This window comes from Rubellimicrobium arenae (assembly GCF_017916275.1).
GTDB classification, from domain to species: domain Bacteria; phylum Pseudomonadota; class Alphaproteobacteria; order Rhodobacterales; family Rhodobacteraceae; genus Rubellimicrobium; species Rubellimicrobium arenae.
The window spans coordinates 400,722-417,761 of the sequence record NZ_JAFMST010000004.1 but is presented as its reverse complement, the minus strand read 5'-3'; the positions used below and the strand labels follow the sequence as shown (position 1 = coordinate 417,761).

General features: G+C 70.1%; 17 protein-coding genes. 9 read left to right on the top strand and 8 right to left on the bottom strand.

Annotated elements, in window-relative coordinates; translation table 11 throughout:
* Window positions 1–101: 101 nt before the first annotated feature.
* Window positions 102–425, bottom strand: a complete 324-nt coding sequence (locus J3P31_RS08865) for a DUF6280 family protein (protein ID WP_210528051.1) — start codon at window positions 423–425, stop codon at window positions 102–104.
* Between the two features lie 227 nt (window positions 426–652).
* Between J3P31_RS08865 and efp the strand changes: the two genes are divergently transcribed.
* Both efp and J3P31_RS08855 read left to right on the top strand, forming a co-directional pair.
* Window positions 653–1,216 (top strand): elongation factor P, encoded by a 564-nt coding sequence (gene efp / locus J3P31_RS08860; RefSeq protein WP_210528050.1) that lies wholly within the window; start codon window positions 653–655, stop codon window positions 1,214–1,216.
* Complete coding sequence (locus J3P31_RS08855; protein WP_368373040.1) at window positions 1,209–2,048, top strand: inositol monophosphatase family protein; 840 nt, start codon at window positions 1,209–1,211, stop codon at window positions 2,046–2,048. The genes efp and J3P31_RS08855 overlap by 8 nt, the downstream gene beginning before the upstream one ends.
* Window positions 2,049–2,084: 36 nt before the next feature.
* Here J3P31_RS08855 and ygfZ read toward each other — a convergent pair whose 3' ends face one another.
* From ygfZ to J3P31_RS08840, 3 genes are read right to left on the bottom strand one after another with little or no spacing between them, the layout of a single operon-like run.
* Entirely contained in the window at window positions 2,085–2,831 is a 747-nt protein-coding gene (gene ygfZ, locus J3P31_RS08850; protein WP_210528049.1) for a CAF17-like 4Fe-4S cluster assembly/insertion protein YgfZ, read from the bottom strand.
* Window positions 2,828–4,651: an ABC transporter ATP-binding protein gene (locus J3P31_RS08845; protein WP_368373039.1), complete on the bottom strand. Its 1,824-nt coding sequence runs from the start codon at window positions 4,649–4,651 to the stop codon at window positions 2,828–2,830. The genes ygfZ and J3P31_RS08845 overlap by 4 nt, the downstream gene beginning before the upstream one ends.
* Window positions 4,648–5,334, bottom strand: a complete 687-nt coding sequence (locus tag J3P31_RS08840; protein ID WP_210528048.1) for a tyrosine-protein phosphatase — start codon at window positions 5,332–5,334, stop codon at window positions 4,648–4,650. Before J3P31_RS08840 ends, J3P31_RS08845 begins: the two co-directional genes overlap by 4 nt.
* Before the next feature lie 88 nt (window positions 5,335–5,422).
* Between J3P31_RS08840 and J3P31_RS08835 the strand changes: the two genes are divergently transcribed.
* On the top strand, window positions 5,423–6,601 hold the full coding sequence (locus J3P31_RS08835) for a pyridoxal-phosphate-dependent aminotransferase family protein (RefSeq protein WP_210528047.1): 1,179 nt from the start codon (window positions 5,423–5,425) through the stop codon (window positions 6,599–6,601).
* Window positions 6,602–6,626: 25 nt separating this feature from the next.
* Here the strand turns inward: J3P31_RS08835 and J3P31_RS08830 are convergent, their stop codons facing one another.
* Together J3P31_RS08830 and J3P31_RS08825 are read right to left on the bottom strand one after the other, a co-directional pair.
* A complete protein-coding gene (locus tag J3P31_RS08830; RefSeq protein WP_246849350.1) occupies window positions 6,627–7,028 on the bottom strand; it encodes a DUF305 domain-containing protein in 402 nt (133 codons plus the stop codon).
* 59 nt (window positions 7,029–7,087) lie between these two features.
* Complete coding sequence (locus J3P31_RS08825) at window positions 7,088–8,194, bottom strand: pyridoxal phosphate-dependent aminotransferase (protein ID WP_210528046.1); 1,107 nt, start codon at window positions 8,192–8,194, stop codon at window positions 7,088–7,090.
* 94 nt (window positions 8,195–8,288) lie between these two features.
* Between J3P31_RS08825 and J3P31_RS08820 the strand changes: the two genes are divergently transcribed.
* Window positions 8,289–11,357: a valine--tRNA ligase gene (locus J3P31_RS08820; protein ID WP_210528092.1), complete on the top strand. Its 3,069-nt coding sequence runs from the start codon at window positions 8,289–8,291 to the stop codon at window positions 11,355–11,357.
* A gap of 146 nt (window positions 11,358–11,503) precedes the next feature.
* A complete protein-coding gene (locus tag J3P31_RS08815) occupies window positions 11,504–12,112 on the top strand; it encodes a hypothetical protein (protein WP_210528045.1) in 609 nt (202 codons plus the stop codon).
* 171 nt (window positions 12,113–12,283) lie between these two features.
* Here J3P31_RS08815 and metF read toward each other — a convergent pair whose 3' ends face one another.
* Entirely contained in the window at window positions 12,284–13,144 is an 861-nt protein-coding gene (metF, locus tag J3P31_RS08810; RefSeq protein WP_210528044.1) for a methylenetetrahydrofolate reductase [NAD(P)H], read from the bottom strand.
* An 88-nt stretch (window positions 13,145–13,232) separates the two neighbouring features.
* On the opposite strand from metF, the gene J3P31_RS08805 reads away from it, so the two are divergent.
* Both J3P31_RS08805 and J3P31_RS08800 read left to right on the top strand, forming a co-directional pair.
* Complete coding sequence (locus J3P31_RS08805; RefSeq protein WP_210528043.1) at window positions 13,233–14,147, top strand: LysR family transcriptional regulator; 915 nt, start codon at window positions 13,233–13,235, stop codon at window positions 14,145–14,147.
* Between the two features lie 65 nt (window positions 14,148–14,212).
* The gene (locus J3P31_RS08800) at window positions 14,213–15,004 is read left to right on the top strand and encodes an inositol monophosphatase family protein (protein WP_210528042.1); all 792 of its coding nucleotides are present in this window, start codon (window positions 14,213–14,215) and stop codon (window positions 15,002–15,004) included.
* Window positions 15,005–15,031: 27 nt separating this feature from the next.
* Here the strand turns inward: J3P31_RS08800 and J3P31_RS08795 are convergent, their stop codons facing one another.
* The gene (locus tag J3P31_RS08795) at window positions 15,032–15,781 is read right to left on the bottom strand and encodes a rhomboid family intramembrane serine protease (RefSeq protein ID WP_210528041.1); all 750 of its coding nucleotides are present in this window, start codon (window positions 15,779–15,781) and stop codon (window positions 15,032–15,034) included.
* A gap of 82 nt (window positions 15,782–15,863) precedes the next feature.
* Here J3P31_RS08795 and J3P31_RS08790 point away from each other — a divergent pair, with 82 nt between their 5' ends.
* Both J3P31_RS08790 and J3P31_RS08785 read left to right on the top strand, forming a co-directional pair.
* Window positions 15,864–16,268, top strand: coding sequence for a YciI family protein (locus J3P31_RS08790; RefSeq protein WP_210528040.1), 405 nt, complete (start codon window positions 15,864–15,866; stop codon window positions 16,266–16,268).
* Window positions 16,269–16,369: 101 nt separating this feature from the next.
* The gene (locus tag J3P31_RS08785; protein ID WP_210528039.1) at window positions 16,370–17,026 is read left to right on the top strand and encodes a ceramidase domain-containing protein; all 657 of its coding nucleotides are present in this window, start codon (window positions 16,370–16,372) and stop codon (window positions 17,024–17,026) included.
* Window positions 17,027–17,040: the final 14 nt, after the last annotated feature.

Genomic DNA, 17,040 nt, shown 5'->3' with positions numbered 1-17,040 from the left:
CCTCGCAGTCCGGCCGTCCGTCACGCCGGCCTTTCCTCCCGGACCGGGCAACAAAAAACGCGGACCCGAAGGTCCGCGCCAGATCAGTTATCCCGTTCGCGTCAGGCGGCCCTGGCCTCTTCCTCGGCGGCGTGGCGGCGCTCGCTCTCCTCGCGGGAAAGGGCGACCGAGGTGCGGACACCCTTGGCCACGAAATCCATGAGGCCCTGCACGACGCGTTCGTTCGGGTCGATCCCAGCGCAGGTGAGGACTTCGCGACCATCCTTCGACCGCGCCCAGCGAGCAATCTGCTCGGGCCCGTTGCCGAACTTCTTGTCGTCCGCGATCGCGTCGTCCAGCGCCGCCAACACCACAGCGGCAAAGAGCTTGCGTGCCCGGTTGCCCTGTTCGTTGTTGTAGGCGGTGCCGTCGATGAAATCCTTCATTTCGCTTCCTTTTTTCTTTTTTGCTCGTGGGGTCCCGAAGCCCGGCGGAAACTACCTAGATCGGTCAAGCTGAGGGGTGCTCTTTCGACATGGCAGCCATGCTAAACCGGCATGGCTTAATGTTGCGTTAACCCGCGGTCGGTCAGCTTGTGTTACGGGCACACGGGCGATATGGGAGCGGTGGGCCTTTTATCAACGGTCTTCGCGTATTTTTCTCCGGAGCGGGCATGCCCAAGATCAACGGCAACGAGATCAAGCCCGGCTTGATTCTGGACCATGAGGGCGGCCTATGGGCGGCGGTCAAGGTCGACCACGTCAAGCCCGGCAAGGGGGGCGCCTTCGCGCAGGTGGAGCTCAAGAACCTTCGCGACGGCCGCAAGCTCAACGAACGCTTCCGCTCCGCCGACAAGGTCGAGACCGTCGAACTGGAGAAGAAGGACCAGCAGTTCCTCTATGAGACGGACGGAATGCTGACCTTCATGGACGCCCTGACCTTCGAGCAGATCGAGCTGCCCTCCGACCTCCTGGGCGACCGGCGCCCCTTCCTTCAGGATGGCATGACCGTCCGCGTCGAGTATGTCGGGGACGAGGCGCTGAACGTGGCGCTGCCGCCCAAGGTGACCTGCACGATCGCCTCGACCGACCCCGTGCAGCGGGGCCAGACCGCCGCCAACAGCTTCAAGCCCGCGATGCTCGACAACGGCCTGCGCATCCTGGTCCCGCCCTTCATCGGCGAGGGCGAGAGGGTCATCGTCAACACCGAGTCGATGGAATATTCCGAGCGTGCCTGATCCGATCCTGCCCGCGCAGCGCGACCTCCTCCTTGCCGCCGTGCGGGAGGCCGCGCGCGACAGGATCATGCCCCGCTTCCGGGCGCTCGAAGCCGCCGACATCTCCACCAAGTCCGGTCCCGCCGACCTCGTGACCCTCGCCGACACCGAGGCCGAGGCCCAGATCTCCGCCGCCGTCCGGGCCGCCTGGTCCGACGCCGTCGTCCTCGGCGAAGAGAGCGTGAGCGCCGACCCGTCCCTGCGCGACCGCATGGGCGCGGCCGAGACCTGCGTGGTGATCGATCCCGTGGATGGCACCTGGAACTTCGCCAAGGGGCTCGCTGTGTTCGGGGTGCTGGTTGCGGTCCTGCGCCGGGGCGAGCCGGTCTGGGGCCTGCTCTACGACCCGGTCATGGACGACTGGATCGAGGCCGCCCCCGGTCAGGGCACGCGCTTCGAGACCGCCGCAGGCCGGGTGAGCCCCCTGGCCACCTCGCGGGAGGCCAATGCCGAACGGCTGACCGGCTACATGCCCCTCGGGCTTTTCGACCGCGTATCGCGCGAGCGGATCGTGCGGGAATTCCCCGACTTCCTCCGCATCACGGGCCTGCGCTGCGCGGCGCACGAATATCGGATGGTGGCTCAGGGCCATGCGGAGTTCTGCCTGTCCGGGCCGATCCCGCATCCCTGGGATCACGCCGCAGGCGTCCTTGCGGTCGAATCGGCCGGCGGCGTGGCGCGTTTCCTCGACGGGGAGCCCTATCAGGCCCGCCGCACACAGGGCGTCATCCTCAGCGCCGGCTCCGAGGCCGCATGGGATGAACTGGCCCGGCGCTTCGCGTTCCTGGCCTAGTCCGACCCGCCAGGCCTTCCCAAGGTCGCGGAAGGCTTACTGCCCCGGTTCCGCCAGCCGCAGCCGCGCCTGTCCCGCCGTCATGACCCCGTTCGCCCGGTCGAGCCGCAGATGCGCGATGCCACGGCCGCCCGACTGGGTGAAGATCGTCCCGGCCTCGCGCCCGTCCTCGGTCAGGATGGGGGTGCCCACGGGGGCCACCCCGTCCACCTCCACGCCCACAAGCCCCTTTCGCAGGTCCGTCTTGTGCTTCATCCGGGCCGTCACCTCCTGGCCGACATAGCAGCCCTTGCGGAAGTCCACGCCGTGCAGCCTCTCGAACCCGGCCTCGAGGATGTAGGTCTCCGGCGTCAGCTCGATCCCGGTCTCGGGCACGAGGTGGGCGACCCGGATCGCATCCCAGTCGGTCCCGTCGTCGGTCCCGGCCTCGCCGTAGAGCCGCCAGCCCAGCGCCGGATCGCGCGGATCGGGCAGGGCGCCCTCGGGCGCGGGTCCCGTCCCGCGCGACACCTTCAGGTCCGTCACGGCCAACCGCACGTCGGCCCGGAGCCTGTACATCGACAGACGCTGGAGGAGCCCGGGCGCAAGCCGTTCGTCCACGTCGATCAGGATGCGTCCGTCATCGCCCTTCATGATGAAGTCCGCGAGGTACTTGCCTTGAGGCGTGAGAAGGGCCGCATAGACGAGCCCGTCCTTCAGCCGCCGCAGGTCGTTGGTCACGAGCCCCTGGAGAAAGCTCTCCCGGTCCTCACCCGTCACCTCGATGACCGCCCGACCGTTCATCCCTCTTCCCCTTCGTTGACCATGGCCATGCCCGGCGGAACCCCGGCCGCTGGATGGGCCGCCGTTCCGTCCGCGCCCTCGGAGTCCTTGAACTGGAGCCGATGAAGCTCGGCGTAAAGGCCGCCCCGGGCCAGAAGCTCGGCATGGGTGCCCTGGTCCACGACTCGCCCGCGATCCAGGACGACGATCTTGTCGGCGGCGCGCACGGTCGAAAGCCGGTGTGCGATCACCAGCGTCGTCCGCCCGGCCGAAAGCCGGTCCAGCGCGTCTTGGACGATCGCCTCGGACCTCGTGTCGAGCGCCGAGGTCGCCTCGTCCAGCAGCAGGACCGGCGTGTCGCGCAGGAGAGCCCGTGCGATCGCCACCCGCTGGCGCTGTCCGCCCGACAGGGCAGACCCCCTCGGGCCGGCGGCGCTGTCGAGCCCCTGCGGCAGCGACCCGACGAAGTCCGCGACATGCGCGGCCTCCACGGCCCGGGCGAGCCGCTCCTCGCTGACGTCGCTGCGACCCAGCAGGATGTTCTCCCTTACGGTCTCATCGAACAGCAGGGCGTCCTGCGACACCACGCTGAACAGTTGCCGCAGCCCGGCCAGGTCCATGGCCCGCACCGGGACGCCGCCGACCAGGACATCGCCCTCCTGCGGGTCCACCAGCCGGGTGAGAAGGTTGAACACGGTGCTCTTGCCGGCCCCCGAGGCGCCGACCAGCGCGGTGGTCCGGCCCGCCTCGGCGACGAAGCTCAGGCCGCGCAGCACGGGCTGATGCCCATAGGCCAGATGCACGTCCCGCAACTCCACCGCCGGGGCGCCCTGGGGTGGAGCCACGGGTCGCGCGGGCGAGACCAGCGCAGGCCGTGCGTCGAGGATCGCCCGCATCCGCTCCACGCTGGCGCCGGCCTGGCTCCAGGTCCCGGACAGGCCGGCCAGCCGGCGGAGGGGCTCGAAGGCGAGCGACATGGCGGTGAAGAAGGCCATGAACTCGCCCACCGTCTTGTCGCCGGCGATGATCTGCGATCCGCCCAGCGCCAGCACCGCGAGGAAGCCCAGCCCCGACATCACGTCCACCAGCGCCGGGATCGCCGCGCGGCCGGCCGCGCCCCGCACCTCGGCCCGGACCCGCTGGCGCAGCAGCGCATCGTAGCGGTCGCCCTGGTACCGCTCCAGGCCGTTGAGCTTGATCGCGTTGAGCCCGTGGAACACCTCGTCGAGCCGCGTCGCCATGCGTCCGGCGACCTCGCGCGCGGCCCGGGCGCGGCGGCGTACGAACCCCTGCACGAGAAATGCGGGCAGCACGAGCAGCGGCACGCCCACCAGCGCCACGAGCGTCCAGCGCCAGTCCACCGCCAGCGCCACGCCCAGGAGCGACAGGAGCCCCACCGCGTCCCGTCCCAGGCCCGTCACGAGCGAGCTCCAGATCGAATTGATCGCCTGAACGTCGCCTTGCACCCGTTCGATCAGGGTGCCGGGCGGGTGGCTCTGGTGAAAGGCGCCGTCCAGGGTCATCAGATGCCGCAACAGGTCGCTCCGCAGCGCGGCCGCGGCCTTTTCGTTCACGCGGGTCAGGATGACCTTCTGCCCCGCCGAGGCGCCGGCCCGCAGCGTGAAGATGGCGGCGATGGCAAGGCCCACGGTCCAGACGGCTCCGGGCTCGCGCGCCACGAAGACCCGGTCGAACATCGGCTGCACGCCCCTGGCGAAAAGGCCCAGCGTCCCGCCCTCGACCGCCATGAGGATCACGGCAAGCAGCAGCCAGGGCCAGTGCGGCCGCAGGTAGCTCCGCCATAGCCACCCGAAATCGCCGCGGGCGGACCGGTCCTTCACCGCCTGTAGCTCGCCCGGACGGCGGACGGGTCGTACTCGGTCGCGAACCAGTCCTCGATGCCGATGGGACCCTTGGCCAGCCGCGCCTCGTAGAGGTCCAGCACATGCCCCAGCACCCCCGCGCGCGAGGCGCTGACGTGAAGGTAGCGGAAGGACAGGTGCCGACGCGCCTGCGCGACCGTTGCGCCCTGCGCCAGCAGGTAAAGCGCACTGGCAAAGCCGGCGCGGTCCGCGCCCGACTTGCAGTGCATGAGGAACGGCCGCTCCAGCGTGCGGAAGGCCTCGAAGAGCTTGAGCACCTGGTCCTTTGCCGGCGGCTTGCGGGCATGGAGCATGACGCTCACCAGCGTCAGGCCCAGCGCCTCGCAGCTTTCCTTCTCGAACAGGAACCGCGGCTGCTCGGCCGTGCCGCGCAGGTTCAGGACCGACCGGATGCCCATGGCCTTGATCTCGATGAACCGTGCATGCGTGGGCTGGTTCGAACGCCAGACGCCGGGGGCGATCTCGTCCATGTTGGTCCAGTGGTGCCGCAGGATGGCGTGGTCGAGAAGGTTGTAGTGCAGCATCGCCCGTCGCCGCGCGGCGGGATCGCTGATGTCCAGCGCGCTCTTTTCGGGCGTCCCCCGCAGCAGTCGTGCAAGAAGGCTCACGGCATCCTCGGTCCATTGGTCACTGGGGCGCATCTATGCCCCCACGTCCCGCGCAGCAAGCGGCGCTGGCGCCCGCGCCGAAGCCGCCCTAGGTTCCCCCGGCCGATCCTACGGAGATCCCATGCTCGCCCACGGTCGTTCCTATCTCGCCATTCCCGGTCCTTCGGTGGTCCCCGACCGCGTCCTGCGCGCCATGCATCGCGCCTCGCCCGACATCTACGAAGGCGAGATCGTGGACCTGACCGAGACGCTGATCCCGTCGCTCCGCGCGCTGGCGGGGACGCGCCACCAGGCCGCGATCTACATCGGCAACGGCCACGCCTCCTGGGAGGCGTCGCTCGTCAACGTGCTCTCGCGCGGGGACAAGGTGCTGGTGCCGATCTGCGGCCATTTCGGGCGCGGCTGGGCGGGCGTCGCCAGTGATCTCGGGGCCGAGGTGGAGGTGATCGACTTCGGTCCCACCAGCCCCATCGATCCCGCCCGCGTCGAGGACGCCCTGCGCGCCGACCGCGACCACCGGATCAAGGCGGTGCTGGCCGTCCATGTGGACACCTCCACCTCGGTCCGCAGCGACATCGCGGCGCTGCGGCGGGCGCTCGACGCCGTGGGGCATCCCGCGCTGCTGATGGCCGACTGCGTAGCCTCGCTGGGCTGCGACCGCTTCGAGATGGACGCCTGGGGCGCCGACGTGATGATCGCCGCCTCGCAGAAGGGGCTGATGTGCCCTCCAGGCCTGTGCTTCGTCTGGTTCAACGACCGCGCCGCGCAGGCGCGCAAGGCGGCGGGCCTCGTCACGCCCTACTGGGACTGGACGGGCCGCGCGAACCCGGACGCCTTCTGGCGGTACTGGTTCGGCACCGCCCCGGCCCAGGCGCTCTACGGCCTGCGCGAGGCGCTCGACATGATCGAGGAGGAGGGCCCCGAACGGGTCTGGGCGCGCCATGCGACGCTGGCCCGAGCTGTCTGGGCCGCCTGCGAGGCCTGGGGGCAGGGCGGCCCCCTCCGCTTCAACGTCCCCGACCCGCAGGCCCGCTCCCATGCGATCACCGCGCTGTCGCTCGACCCCGGTCAGGCGGACGCGTTGCGCCGCTGGACCAAGGACAACACCGGCGTCACGCTCGGCATCGGGCTGGGGCGCGAGCCGGCGGACGCCTTCTTCCGCATCGGACACATGGGCCATGTCAACGCCCATATGGTGCTGGGCGTCCTGGCCACCATCGAGGCCGGGCTCCAGGCGCTGAAGATTCCGCACGGCACCGGCGCGCTGGCCGCCGCCGCCGGCGTGGTGGCCGCGGCCTGACCGATTGCCATGCGGGCGAGGGGCTCTACTGGGCCGGAGCCCCGTGCCCCATCCGCTCCAGCATCTCCTGCATCTGGGCGATCTCGGCCTCCTGGGCGTCGATGACCTTCTGCGCCATCGCGCGGGTTTCCTCGTCGTCGCCCTGTTCCAACTCCATGCGGGCCATGTCGATGGCGCTCTGGTGATGGGGGATCATCATGAGGAGGAAGTCGGCATCCATGTCGCCGGTCGATTCCATCGGCATCGACGACATCATCCGGTTCATCGGCCCCATGAGGCCGCTCATCGAATCATCGGGCATCACCATCATGTCCCCGTGATCCATGTGCCCCATGGCATCCCCGGTCCCTTCGGACTCGGATTGGGCCAAGGCGATCCCGCCCGTCAGGGCGATCAGGGCGGCCAGCGGCGTGGCAAAGCGGATCATCGACTCCTCCTTGGGTCAGCTTCCGGGAGAAGGATATTCCCTTGGGCCCCGAAGACCAATCACGCCTGCGCCTCCGCCAGCGCGTCGGGCAGCGCCTCGGCAAGGGCGGCGAGCGCCTCGCCGGGCCCGACCGTCACCCGGATGCAGCGGTCGAGCGGCGCGACCCCCGGCATCCGGACGAAGACCCCGCGTCGCAGCAGCCCTTCCAGCACCGACTTCGCAAAGGCTCCGTCCCGCCCGCAGTCGATGGCCACGAAGTTCGTGCAGGAGGGCAGGGGCCGCAGCCCCGCCGCCCGCGCGATGCGCGCCACCTCGTCCCGCGCCGCCGCGACCCGGCCGGCGACCTCGCGCGGCCATTCCTCGTCCCGGATCGCCGCCAGGGCCCCCGCCTGCGCCACCCGCCCCAGGCCGAAGTGGTTCCGCACCCGGTCGAAGGCCGAGATCAGGTCGCGGGGTCCGATTCCGTAGCCGACCCGCAGCCCGGCCAGTCCATGCGCCTTGGAGAAGGTCCGGAACCGGATCACCCGTGGATCGGCCGGGTCGACGCGGGGCAGGGACCCCTCGGGCGCGAGCTCCGCATAGGCCTCGTCCAGCACGAGGAGCGCCCCTTCCGGGACCGCCTCGATCATCTGCCCGATCACGTCGGGCCCATGCATCCCGCCCATGGGGTTGTCGGGGTTGGACAGGTAGATCAGCCGCGCCCCGACCTCCCGCGCCAACCCTGTCAGCGCCTCCGGATCCTGCCGGTCCTCGCGATAGGGCACCGTTCGCAGCCGTCCCCCGAACCCCGCGACATGGAAGTTGAACGTCGGATAGGCCCCAAGCGAGGTCACGACCTCCGTCCCGCCCGTCACGACCAGACGCACCAGCAGCCCAAGGAGCCCGTCGATCCCTTCGCCCACGATCACATGGGCCGGGTCGCAGCCGTGATGCGCGGCAATGGCATGGCGCAGCTCGTGCACCTCCGGGTCGCCGTACATCCAGGCGTCGCGCGCCGCTCGCGCCATGGCCTCCACCGCGCGGGGCGACGGGCCAAAGCCGCTCTCGTTGGCCCCGAGCCGTGCCCGGAACGCCACGCCCAGGCGCCGCTCGAGCGTCTCGGGGCCGGTGAAGGGGACGGTCGCGGGGAGCGACGCGGCAAGCGGGGTAAGGCGCGGATCGGTCATGCCCCCCAACGTGACCGCCTCGGTGGTTGGCTGCAAGCGCCTCGACCCTTTCCCCCGCGCCCCGCTTTCGCTAATCCCCTGGCCCGAGCGGATGATGGGGGATGCGATGGACAAGAACTTCGGAGCGGCCGAGGCCGAGGCGCGCATCGCCCGGCTCTGGGAGGAGTCCGGCGCCTTCAAGGCCGGCGCGAACGCCAAACCCGGCGGCCAGCCCTTCTCCATCGTGATCCCGCCGCCCAACGTGACGGGTTCGCTCCACATGGGGCACGCCTTCAACAACACGCTCCAGGACATCCTGACGCGCTGGCACCGCATGAGGGGCGACGACGTCCTCTGGCAGCCGGGCCTCGACCACGCCGGCATCGCCACGCAGATGGTGGTGGAACGCGAGCTCGCGAAGGCCGGCAACGAAGGCCGCCGCGAGATGGGGCGCGAGGCGTTCCTCGAAAAGGTCTGGGAGTGGAAGGCCAAGTCCGGCGGCACCATCATCGGCCAGCTCAAGCGGCTCGGCGCCTCCGCCGACTTCTCGCGCGAGGCGTTCACGATGGACCCGCACTTCCAGCGCGCGGTCCTGCAGGTCTTCGTCCGCATGTACGAGGACGGCCTGATCTACCGCGGCAAGCGCCTCGTGAACTGGGACCCCCACTTCGAGACCGCGATCTCCGACCTCGAGGTCGAGAACCGCGAGGTGCAGGGCCACATGTGGCACTTCAGGTACCCGCTCGCGAACGGCGCCACCTACGAATACCTGGAGCGTGACGCCGACGGCCAGATCACCCGGCGCGAGGTCCGCGACTACATCTCCATCGCCACGACGCGCCCCGAAACCATGCTGGGCGACGGCGCGGTGGCGGTCCACCCGTCGGACCTCCGCTACGCCCCCCTCATCAGCCAGCTTTGCGAGATCCCGGTCGGCCCCAAGGCGCACCGCCGCCTGATCCCGATCATCGCCGACGAATACCCCGATCCCGCCTTCGGCTCGGGCGCGGTCAAGATCACCGGCGCGCACGACTTCAACGACTACGCCGTGGCGATGCGCAACGGCATCCCGCTCTATGCGCTGATGGACACCAAGGCGCGGATGCGCTCGGACGGCCTGTCCTACGAGGAATCGGCCACCCTCGCCGGACAGATCGCGCGCGGCGAACGCGAGGCGAGCGACGTCTCGCAGATCAACCTCGTGCCTGAGGACATGCGCGGCCTCGACCGCCTGGAGGCGCGCCGCCTCGTCATCTCGCAGATCGAGTCCGAAGGCCTGTCGGTCATGGTCGACAGCGCCGACGGCCCGGTGCCCTTCGTCGAGAACAAGGTCATCATGCAGCCCTTCGGCGACCGCTCGGGCGTGGTCATCGAACCCATGCTGACCGACCAGTGGTTCGTGGACACCGCCCGCATCGTCGGCCCCGCCATCGAGGCCGTCCGCACCGGCCGCACCCAGATCCTCCCCGAGCGGGACGCCAAGGTCTACTTCCACTGGCTCGAGAACATCGAGCCCTGGTGCATCTCCCGCCAGCTCTGGTGGGGCCACCAGATCCCGGTCTGGTACGGGCTCGACCTCCATCGCGGCCTGTTCGCCGACGAACAGGGCGACGACGCCCTCGACGAGCTGGAGATCATGGACCTCCTCCTCAGCCGCGACTTCGTCGGAGAGGAGCCGCGCCACCACTGCGCCATCGACTACGCGGGCGTCCGCGACGCCTTCGCGAATGACCTGGCCGAGCTTCCGGCCCCCCTCAACCACGCCCGCGTCATCGAGGTGGAGGACGCCCGCGCCGCCGCCCACGCCTTCGCGGCGGGCCTCGCCGATTACAACGTGACGCAGGACCCGACGCGGCTCGTCTATCCGGTCTGGCGCGACCCGGACGTGCTCGACACCTGGTTCTCCTCCGGCCTCTGGCCGCTGGGCACGCTCGGCTGGCCCGAGGACACGCCGGAACTCGCCCGGTACTTCCCGACCTCGGTCCTCGTGACCGGCTTCGACATCATCTTCTTCTGGGTCGCCCGGATGATGATGATGCAGCTCGCCCTCGTGAACGAGGTGCCGTTCAAGACGGTCTACGTCCACGCCCTCGTCCGCGACGAGAAGGGCAAGAAGATGTCCAAGTCCCTGGGCAACGTCCTCGACCCCCTCGACCTCATCGACGAGTTCGGGGCCGACGCCGTGCGCTTCACGCTGGCCGCGATGGCCGCCATGGGCCGCGACCTCAAGCTCTCCACCAGCCGCATCGCGGGCTACCGCAACTTCGGCACCAAGCTCTGGAACGCCCACCGCTTCGCGGAGATGAACGGCGTGTTCCAGGCCCCGCGCGCGCCCGGCCTCCCCGCCGCCACTGCCCCAGTGAACCGCTGGATCATCGGCGAGACCGCCCGCATCCGCGAGGAGGTGGACACAGCCCTCGACGCCTTCCGCTTCGACGGGGCGGCGCAGGCGCTCCACGCCTTCGTCTGGGGCGTGGTCTGCGACTGGTACGTGGAGTTCTCCAAGCCCCTCCTCCAGGGCGATGACCCCGCGCTCAAGGCGGAAACCCAGGCGGTCATGGCCTGGGTCCTCGACCAGTGCCTGATCCTCATGCACCCCTTCATGCCCTTCATCACCGAGGATCTCTGGGGCTCCACCGCCCAGCGGGCCAAGCTGCTCGTCCACGCCGACTGGCCGACCTACGCGGCCCGCGACCTCGTGGACCCCGCCGCCGAGGCCGAGATGCGCTGGACCATCGCCCTGATCGAGGGGATCCGCTCCGCCCGCGCCCAGCTCAACGTCCCCGCGGGCCTCACCGTCCCCGTCGTGATGACCGAGGCCGAGCCCGCCGCCCACGTGGCGCTCGCCCGCAACGAGACGCTGATCCGCCGCCTCGCCCGGATCGAGCCGCCGACCGAAGGCCCGGCGCCGCGCGGCTCCATCACGGTGGCGACCCCCGGAGCCACCTTCGCCCTGCCGCTCGAAGGCCTGATCGACATCCAGGCCGAGATCGCGCGCATGACCAAGGGCGCCGACAAGGCCGCCAAGGAGGCCGCCTCCCTGCGCGGCCGCCTGTCCAACCCGCGCTTCGTCCAGTCCGCCGCCGAGGAGGTGGTGGAGGAAGCCCGCGAGAACCTCGCCGCCCGCGAAGCCGAAGAGGCGCAGCTCCGCGCCGCCCTGGCCCGCCTGAGCGAGCTGGCCTGACGATCTCCGCCGCCGTTGGGCGGCGGACCTGGTCTCCTTCCGATCGGCGGGTTCTGGCCGAGATCACTACGGTTCGCCCGAACAAAGGGCGGACTGACGTGTTCGAGGTGCAGTGCCGCGCAGTGCGGCATCATGGGAGGAGAACCATGAGACTTCTGATCGGATGTGTCGCGACGGCCATGACCGTCGCGCTGCCGGCTCTTGCTCAGGATGCAGGAACCGACACCAGCACGATGACCTGTGCCGACTTTACCGCCCTGGATACGGCGGGCCAGCAAAGCGCGATCCAGTCGCTCCAGTCCGCAGGCGGAGCCGGCGGCATGGGGGCCACGACCGGAACGGACGCGGCTGGCACCGCCGCGACCGGAACCGACACGGCCAGCGGCGCCGATGCCTCGGCGGGGACGACCGGAGCCACCGGGACGGACACGGCAACTGCGGGCAGCGCAGGGGGGGCGGGTGATATGACGTCGGCCCTTCTCGCGGCATGCGCCAGCGATCCGACCATGCTGGTCAGCGATGCCATGACTCAGGCGGGCGGCATGGGTGGCAGCACGGGTGGCGCTGCGACCGGCGGGGCCGCCGGCGACATGGGAAGCACGACCGGCGGCGACGCCAGCGGCGCGGGTGGGGCCACGGGCAGCGATGCCGGTGGCGCGAGCAGCACCACCGGCGGGGATGCGGGCGCCACGGGCGGGGCCAGCGGCGAAGGCGGTAGCGCCAGCGGTTCCGGGGGCAGCGGCAGCGGAGGCTGACGCCAACCCTGCGGGGGCGTCCTCCAGCGCCCTCGTACCCTTCTGGGCCGGGCGGCAGGTTCCGCCCGGCTGAGGCCCCGGGCGATCTTCGGTCATTTGGCCTGATCCATCGCCTGGCCAGCCGATCGACGTCAGCCCGTCCTCAAGGAGGCCCGGCCGACCTTTGCCGTATCAGGCCACGGCCTGGAGCCGCGCCTTGGGCGTGATCCCCAGCGCCAGGCAGACGTCCCGCGTCAGCGCGGGCTTATTGAGCGTGTAGAAGTGCAGGTGCTCCACGCCGCCCTGGATCAGCCGGTCGCACAGCGAGGTCGCCGTCGCCACGGCCAGCAGCTCGGTCGTGCCGTCGCGCTGGGCGTTCTCGAAGGCGTGGGCGGTCGTCTCCGGGATATGCGTCCCGCAGCGCGCCGAAAGACGCTGCACGCCCGCCCAGCTTTCGACCGGAAGGATGCCCGGCAGGATCGGCGCGGTGATCCCCGCCTTCACGCAGGCGTCGCGGAACCGGAAGAACGTCTCGGGCTGAAAGAAGAACTGCGTGATGGCCGAGGACGCGCCCGCATCGATCTTGCGCTTGAGGAACTCGATGTCCGCCCGGGCGTCCGCCGCCTCGGGGTGCTTCTCGGGATAGGCGCCCACGCGGATCGTGAACTTGCCGGTCCGCGCCAGCGCCTCGACCAGCTCCACCGAGGAGGCAAAGCCGTTGTCATGCGCCCGGAAGCCGTCGGAGCCCTTGGGCGGGTCGCCCCGCAGCGCCACGATCTCGGTCACGCCCACGTCGGCATAGCTGTCGGCGATGGCGAGGGTCTCCTCCCGCGTGGCCTCCACGCAGGTCAGGTGCGCCGCCACCGTCAGGCCGTAATGCTTGTGGATGGTGGCCACCGCGTCATGCGTCAGCGTCCGCGTGGTGCCGCCTGCCCCATAGGTCACCGACACGAACTCCGGCGCCAGCGGCCCCAGCACGTTGCAGCAATCCCAGAGCCGGAACGACCCTTCGAGGTTCTTGGGCGGGAAGAATTCGAAGCTGACGGCGGTCATGGCGGCTCCCTGGTCTGACAGGACTCGTTGTAGGTTGCCCCACAGTGTGAGACAAATTCATAATCTTCACGATCAACATGAGTTCCGTTTGCACATAGAGTTCCGCCACCTCCGCACGATCCAGGCGATCCACGAGACGGGCAGCCTCGCCAGCGCGGCAGAGCTCCTCGGCCTCACGCAGTCGGCCCTGAGCCACCAGATCCGCGGGATCGAGGAGCAGGCGGGCGTGGAGCTGTTCGTGCGCGCGACCCGTCCCCTCCGGCTCTCGCCCGCGGGCCAGCGCCTCCTTGCCGCCGCGCAGGCGATCCTGCCGCAGGTCGCGGCCCTTGAGGCCGAGTTCGCCAACCTCGAAGCGGGCCGCGCGGGCCGGATGCACGTCGCCATCGAATGCCACGCCTGCTTCGAATGGCTGCTGCCGGTGATGAACCAGTTCCGCAAGGCCTGGCCCGAGGTGGACATCGACATTCGCCCCGGCCTCGCCTTCGACGCCCTGCCGGCGCTCCGGCGCGAGGAGGTGGACCTCGTCGTGTCCTCCGACCCGGAGGAGCTGCCCGGCGTGACCTTCACCCCGCTCTTCGACTACGAGCCCGTCCTTGTCGTCGCGGCCGGCCACCCGCTGGCTGGCAAGCCGGTGATCGAGGCCGGGGACTTCGCCGGCCAGACACTCATCACCTATCCGGTGGAGCGTGCGCGTCTCGACGTCTTCACCGAACTCCTGACACCCGAGGGCGTGGAGCCCGCCGCCCAGCGGCAGGTGGAGCTGACCGCCATGATCCTCCTGCTGGTGGCCTCGGGGCGCGGCATCGCGGTGCTGCCCGACTGGGTGGTCCGGTCCACGGCGCGGGCCGACATGGACATCGTGACCCGAAGCCTGGCGCGGCGTGGCACGCCCATCCTCAAGCGGCTTTATGCGGCGACGCGCGCGGCCGAGGCGACCCGCCCCTTCGTCGCCCACCTCATCCGCCTGGCACGGCAGGAGGCCGTGAAGCTCCAGAGAGGGTGACATGCCCTTGTGACCGGCGCGATCCCCGGTCTATATGCGCGGCTTGACCTGTCAGGGAGCACGGAATGGCCAGCAGCGCGAACATGAACGTCATGATCAAGGCCGCGCGCAAGGCAGGTCGCGGGCTGCTCAAGGACTTCGCGGAGGTCGAGCAGCTCCAGGTCTCGATGAAGGGCCCGGGCGACTTCGTGTCCCGCGCCGACCGCACGGCCGAACAGACCGTCCGCGAGATGCTGATGGAAGCCCGCCCGACCTACGGCTTCCTGGGCGAGGAAGGCGGCGCCGTCGCCGGCGAGGACCCGACCCGGCGCTGGATCGTCGACCCGCTCGATGGGACGACCAACTACCTCCACGGCCTGCCGCACTGGGCCGTGTCGATCGCGCTGGAGCACAAGGGCCAGATCGTCGCCGGCGTCGTCCACGACCCGGTGAAGGACGAAACCTTCTGGGCCGAGCGGGGCGAGGGCGCATGGCTCAACGACACGCGGCTGCGTGTGTCGGGCCGTTCGCGGCTCATCGACTGCATCTTCGCGACCGGCGTTCCCTTCGGGGCCAAGAAGACCCTTCCCGCGACGCTGGCCGACCTTGCGCGGCTGATGCCCGAATGCGCGGGCGTCCGGCGCTTCGGGTCGGCGGCGCTCGACCTCGCCTATGTGGCGGCGGGGCGCTACGACGGCTACTGGGAGCGTGAGATCCACGCCTGGGATCTCGCCGCCGGGATGCTGATCGTGACCGAGGCCGGGGGTTTCGTGGGTCCGATCCGGGAGGGCCACAAGCCCCTGGAGCACGGCGATATCGTCGCCGCGAACGCCAGTATCTTCGAGAAGTTCGCCGAGATCGTCCGCGCCCGGCCCTGAGGGCGCGGACGCCGACCGGCATGACCTCTACTTGCGCCGGCGCACGGCGGGCACGCGCGACGGCGTGAGCGGGCCCCAGCTCCCATCCGGATGGGGTGGCCTGCCGTCCGTGCGGTTCCACCATCCGGCGCCGCCCCGACGGACCCAGGTGGGGACCATCATCACGAAGCCGATGAGGAAGCCGCCCGCGTGGGCCCAGTAGGCGACGCCTCCGGTCAGGGGGTCGGCCCCGAACCCGCCGAAGACCTGCAGTCCCAGCCACAGGAGCAGCATGATCCAGGCCGGGACCGGGATCACGCGGATGATGATGACGATGAAGATCAGGACGTCGACCTTGGCCTTGGGGAAGAGCAGAAGGTAGCCCCCCATCACCGCTGCGATGGCGCCCGACGCCCCGACCGTCGGGATCGGCGACATCGGCGCCGAGGCCCACTGGCAGAGGCCGGCGCCCACGCCGCCCAGCAGGTAGAAGACCAGGAACCCGAAGTGCCCCAGGGCGTCCTCGAGGTTGTCGCCGAAGATGTAGAGGAACAGCATGTTGCCGATCAGGTGCAGCCATCCGCCGTGCAGGAAGGTCGATGTCACCAGGGTCAGCAGGTCCTGTCCGGAACTGATCTCGGCCGGGATGAGCGCGTAGGCATCGTACAGGTAGTAGAGCTGCACGTCGGTCTGGACGGTCGCCACCTGCCATAGGTGGACCGCCACGTTGACCAGGATGAGGAGCCAGGTCACGACCGGAGTGGTGTTCGAGGGGTTGTGGTCGCGGATCGGAAACATGCCCGGAGGATGGCTTGCCCCCGGCGGCGGTCAAGCCGTCCCGAGCCGGCGGCCAGGATTCCGTTTCAACGGCTGGTGGTTCATGCCATCCTCGATCCCGGCGCAGGGCGCCAGCGACCTGGAGGATGTGATCGTGCCGAAGTTCGTGACCATCGGCTATGGCGACGAGGAGGGCTATGCACGGACCGAGGCCGCCGTCCGGGAGGCGGCCCATGCCCATGATGCGGAGCTGCAGGGGCAGGGCGTTGTGATGGGGCGCGCGGGCAGGCCCGTGCAGGTCCGCAATCCGGATGCGGCCCGGGTCGGGACGGCCGAGGGGTCCTTCATGACCTCTGCCCTGCCGCTCATGGGCTTTGCGATCATCGAGGCGGCCAGCCTGTCCGACGCCATCGCGTTGGTGGCCCAAAGCCCCTGCGCGGTGGCCCATGGCGTGGTCGAGGTCTGGCCCCTGGACGACGCGGCCGGCGGCGCTCCGTCCGGAGCCTGAAGGCCGTCCCCGGCCCAGGTTGGGCCGGGCCGTCGTCAAGCCGTTCCGGGCGCACGCCCCCCCCCCCCGTTTCCCAGCGCCGAACCGGCAGGCAGGAAGGAATGTCCGAGCCGATCGACCTGTATTGCGAAAGGCTGTGCCCTGGCTTCTGGGCCGAGCCCGTCAATGCCCTGACCAACCTCGCGTTCCTGGGCGCCGCCCTGATCCTGTGGCGGCGCTGGCCATCGGACCCGCTGTGCCGGACCCTGTCCGCCGTGGTTGCGGGGATCGGGGTGGGCAGCTTCCTGTTCCATACCTTTGCGACCTCCTGGGCCGCGGCGGCCGATATGTTGCCGATCCTCGCCTTCATCCTGCTCTATGTCTGGGCCGTGCATCGCCGCGTCTGGGGGCAGGGCCGATGGACGGCGCTGGCCTTGTCCACCGCCACGCTGCCCTGGATCACCGTTCTGACGCCGGTGTTCCGCGCGCTCCCCGGCTTCGCCGTCTCGGCCGTCTACTGGCCCGTCCCCATGTTGATCCTGCTCCACGCCGTCCTGCTCCGGACGCGGGCGCCGAAGGTCTCGTTCGGGCTCCTGATCGGGGCCTGCGTCCTGATCCTGTCCCTGATCCTCCGTTCGCTGGACGGGGCGGCCTGCACCGCCGTCCCGGTCGGAACGCATCCCCTGTGGCATATCCTCAACGCCGTCATGCTGGGTTGGATGATCGAGGTGCTGGGCCGGCACGGTCGCGCCCTTGCGACGGCGACGCTCCGGCGCTAACACCCCGCAAACCC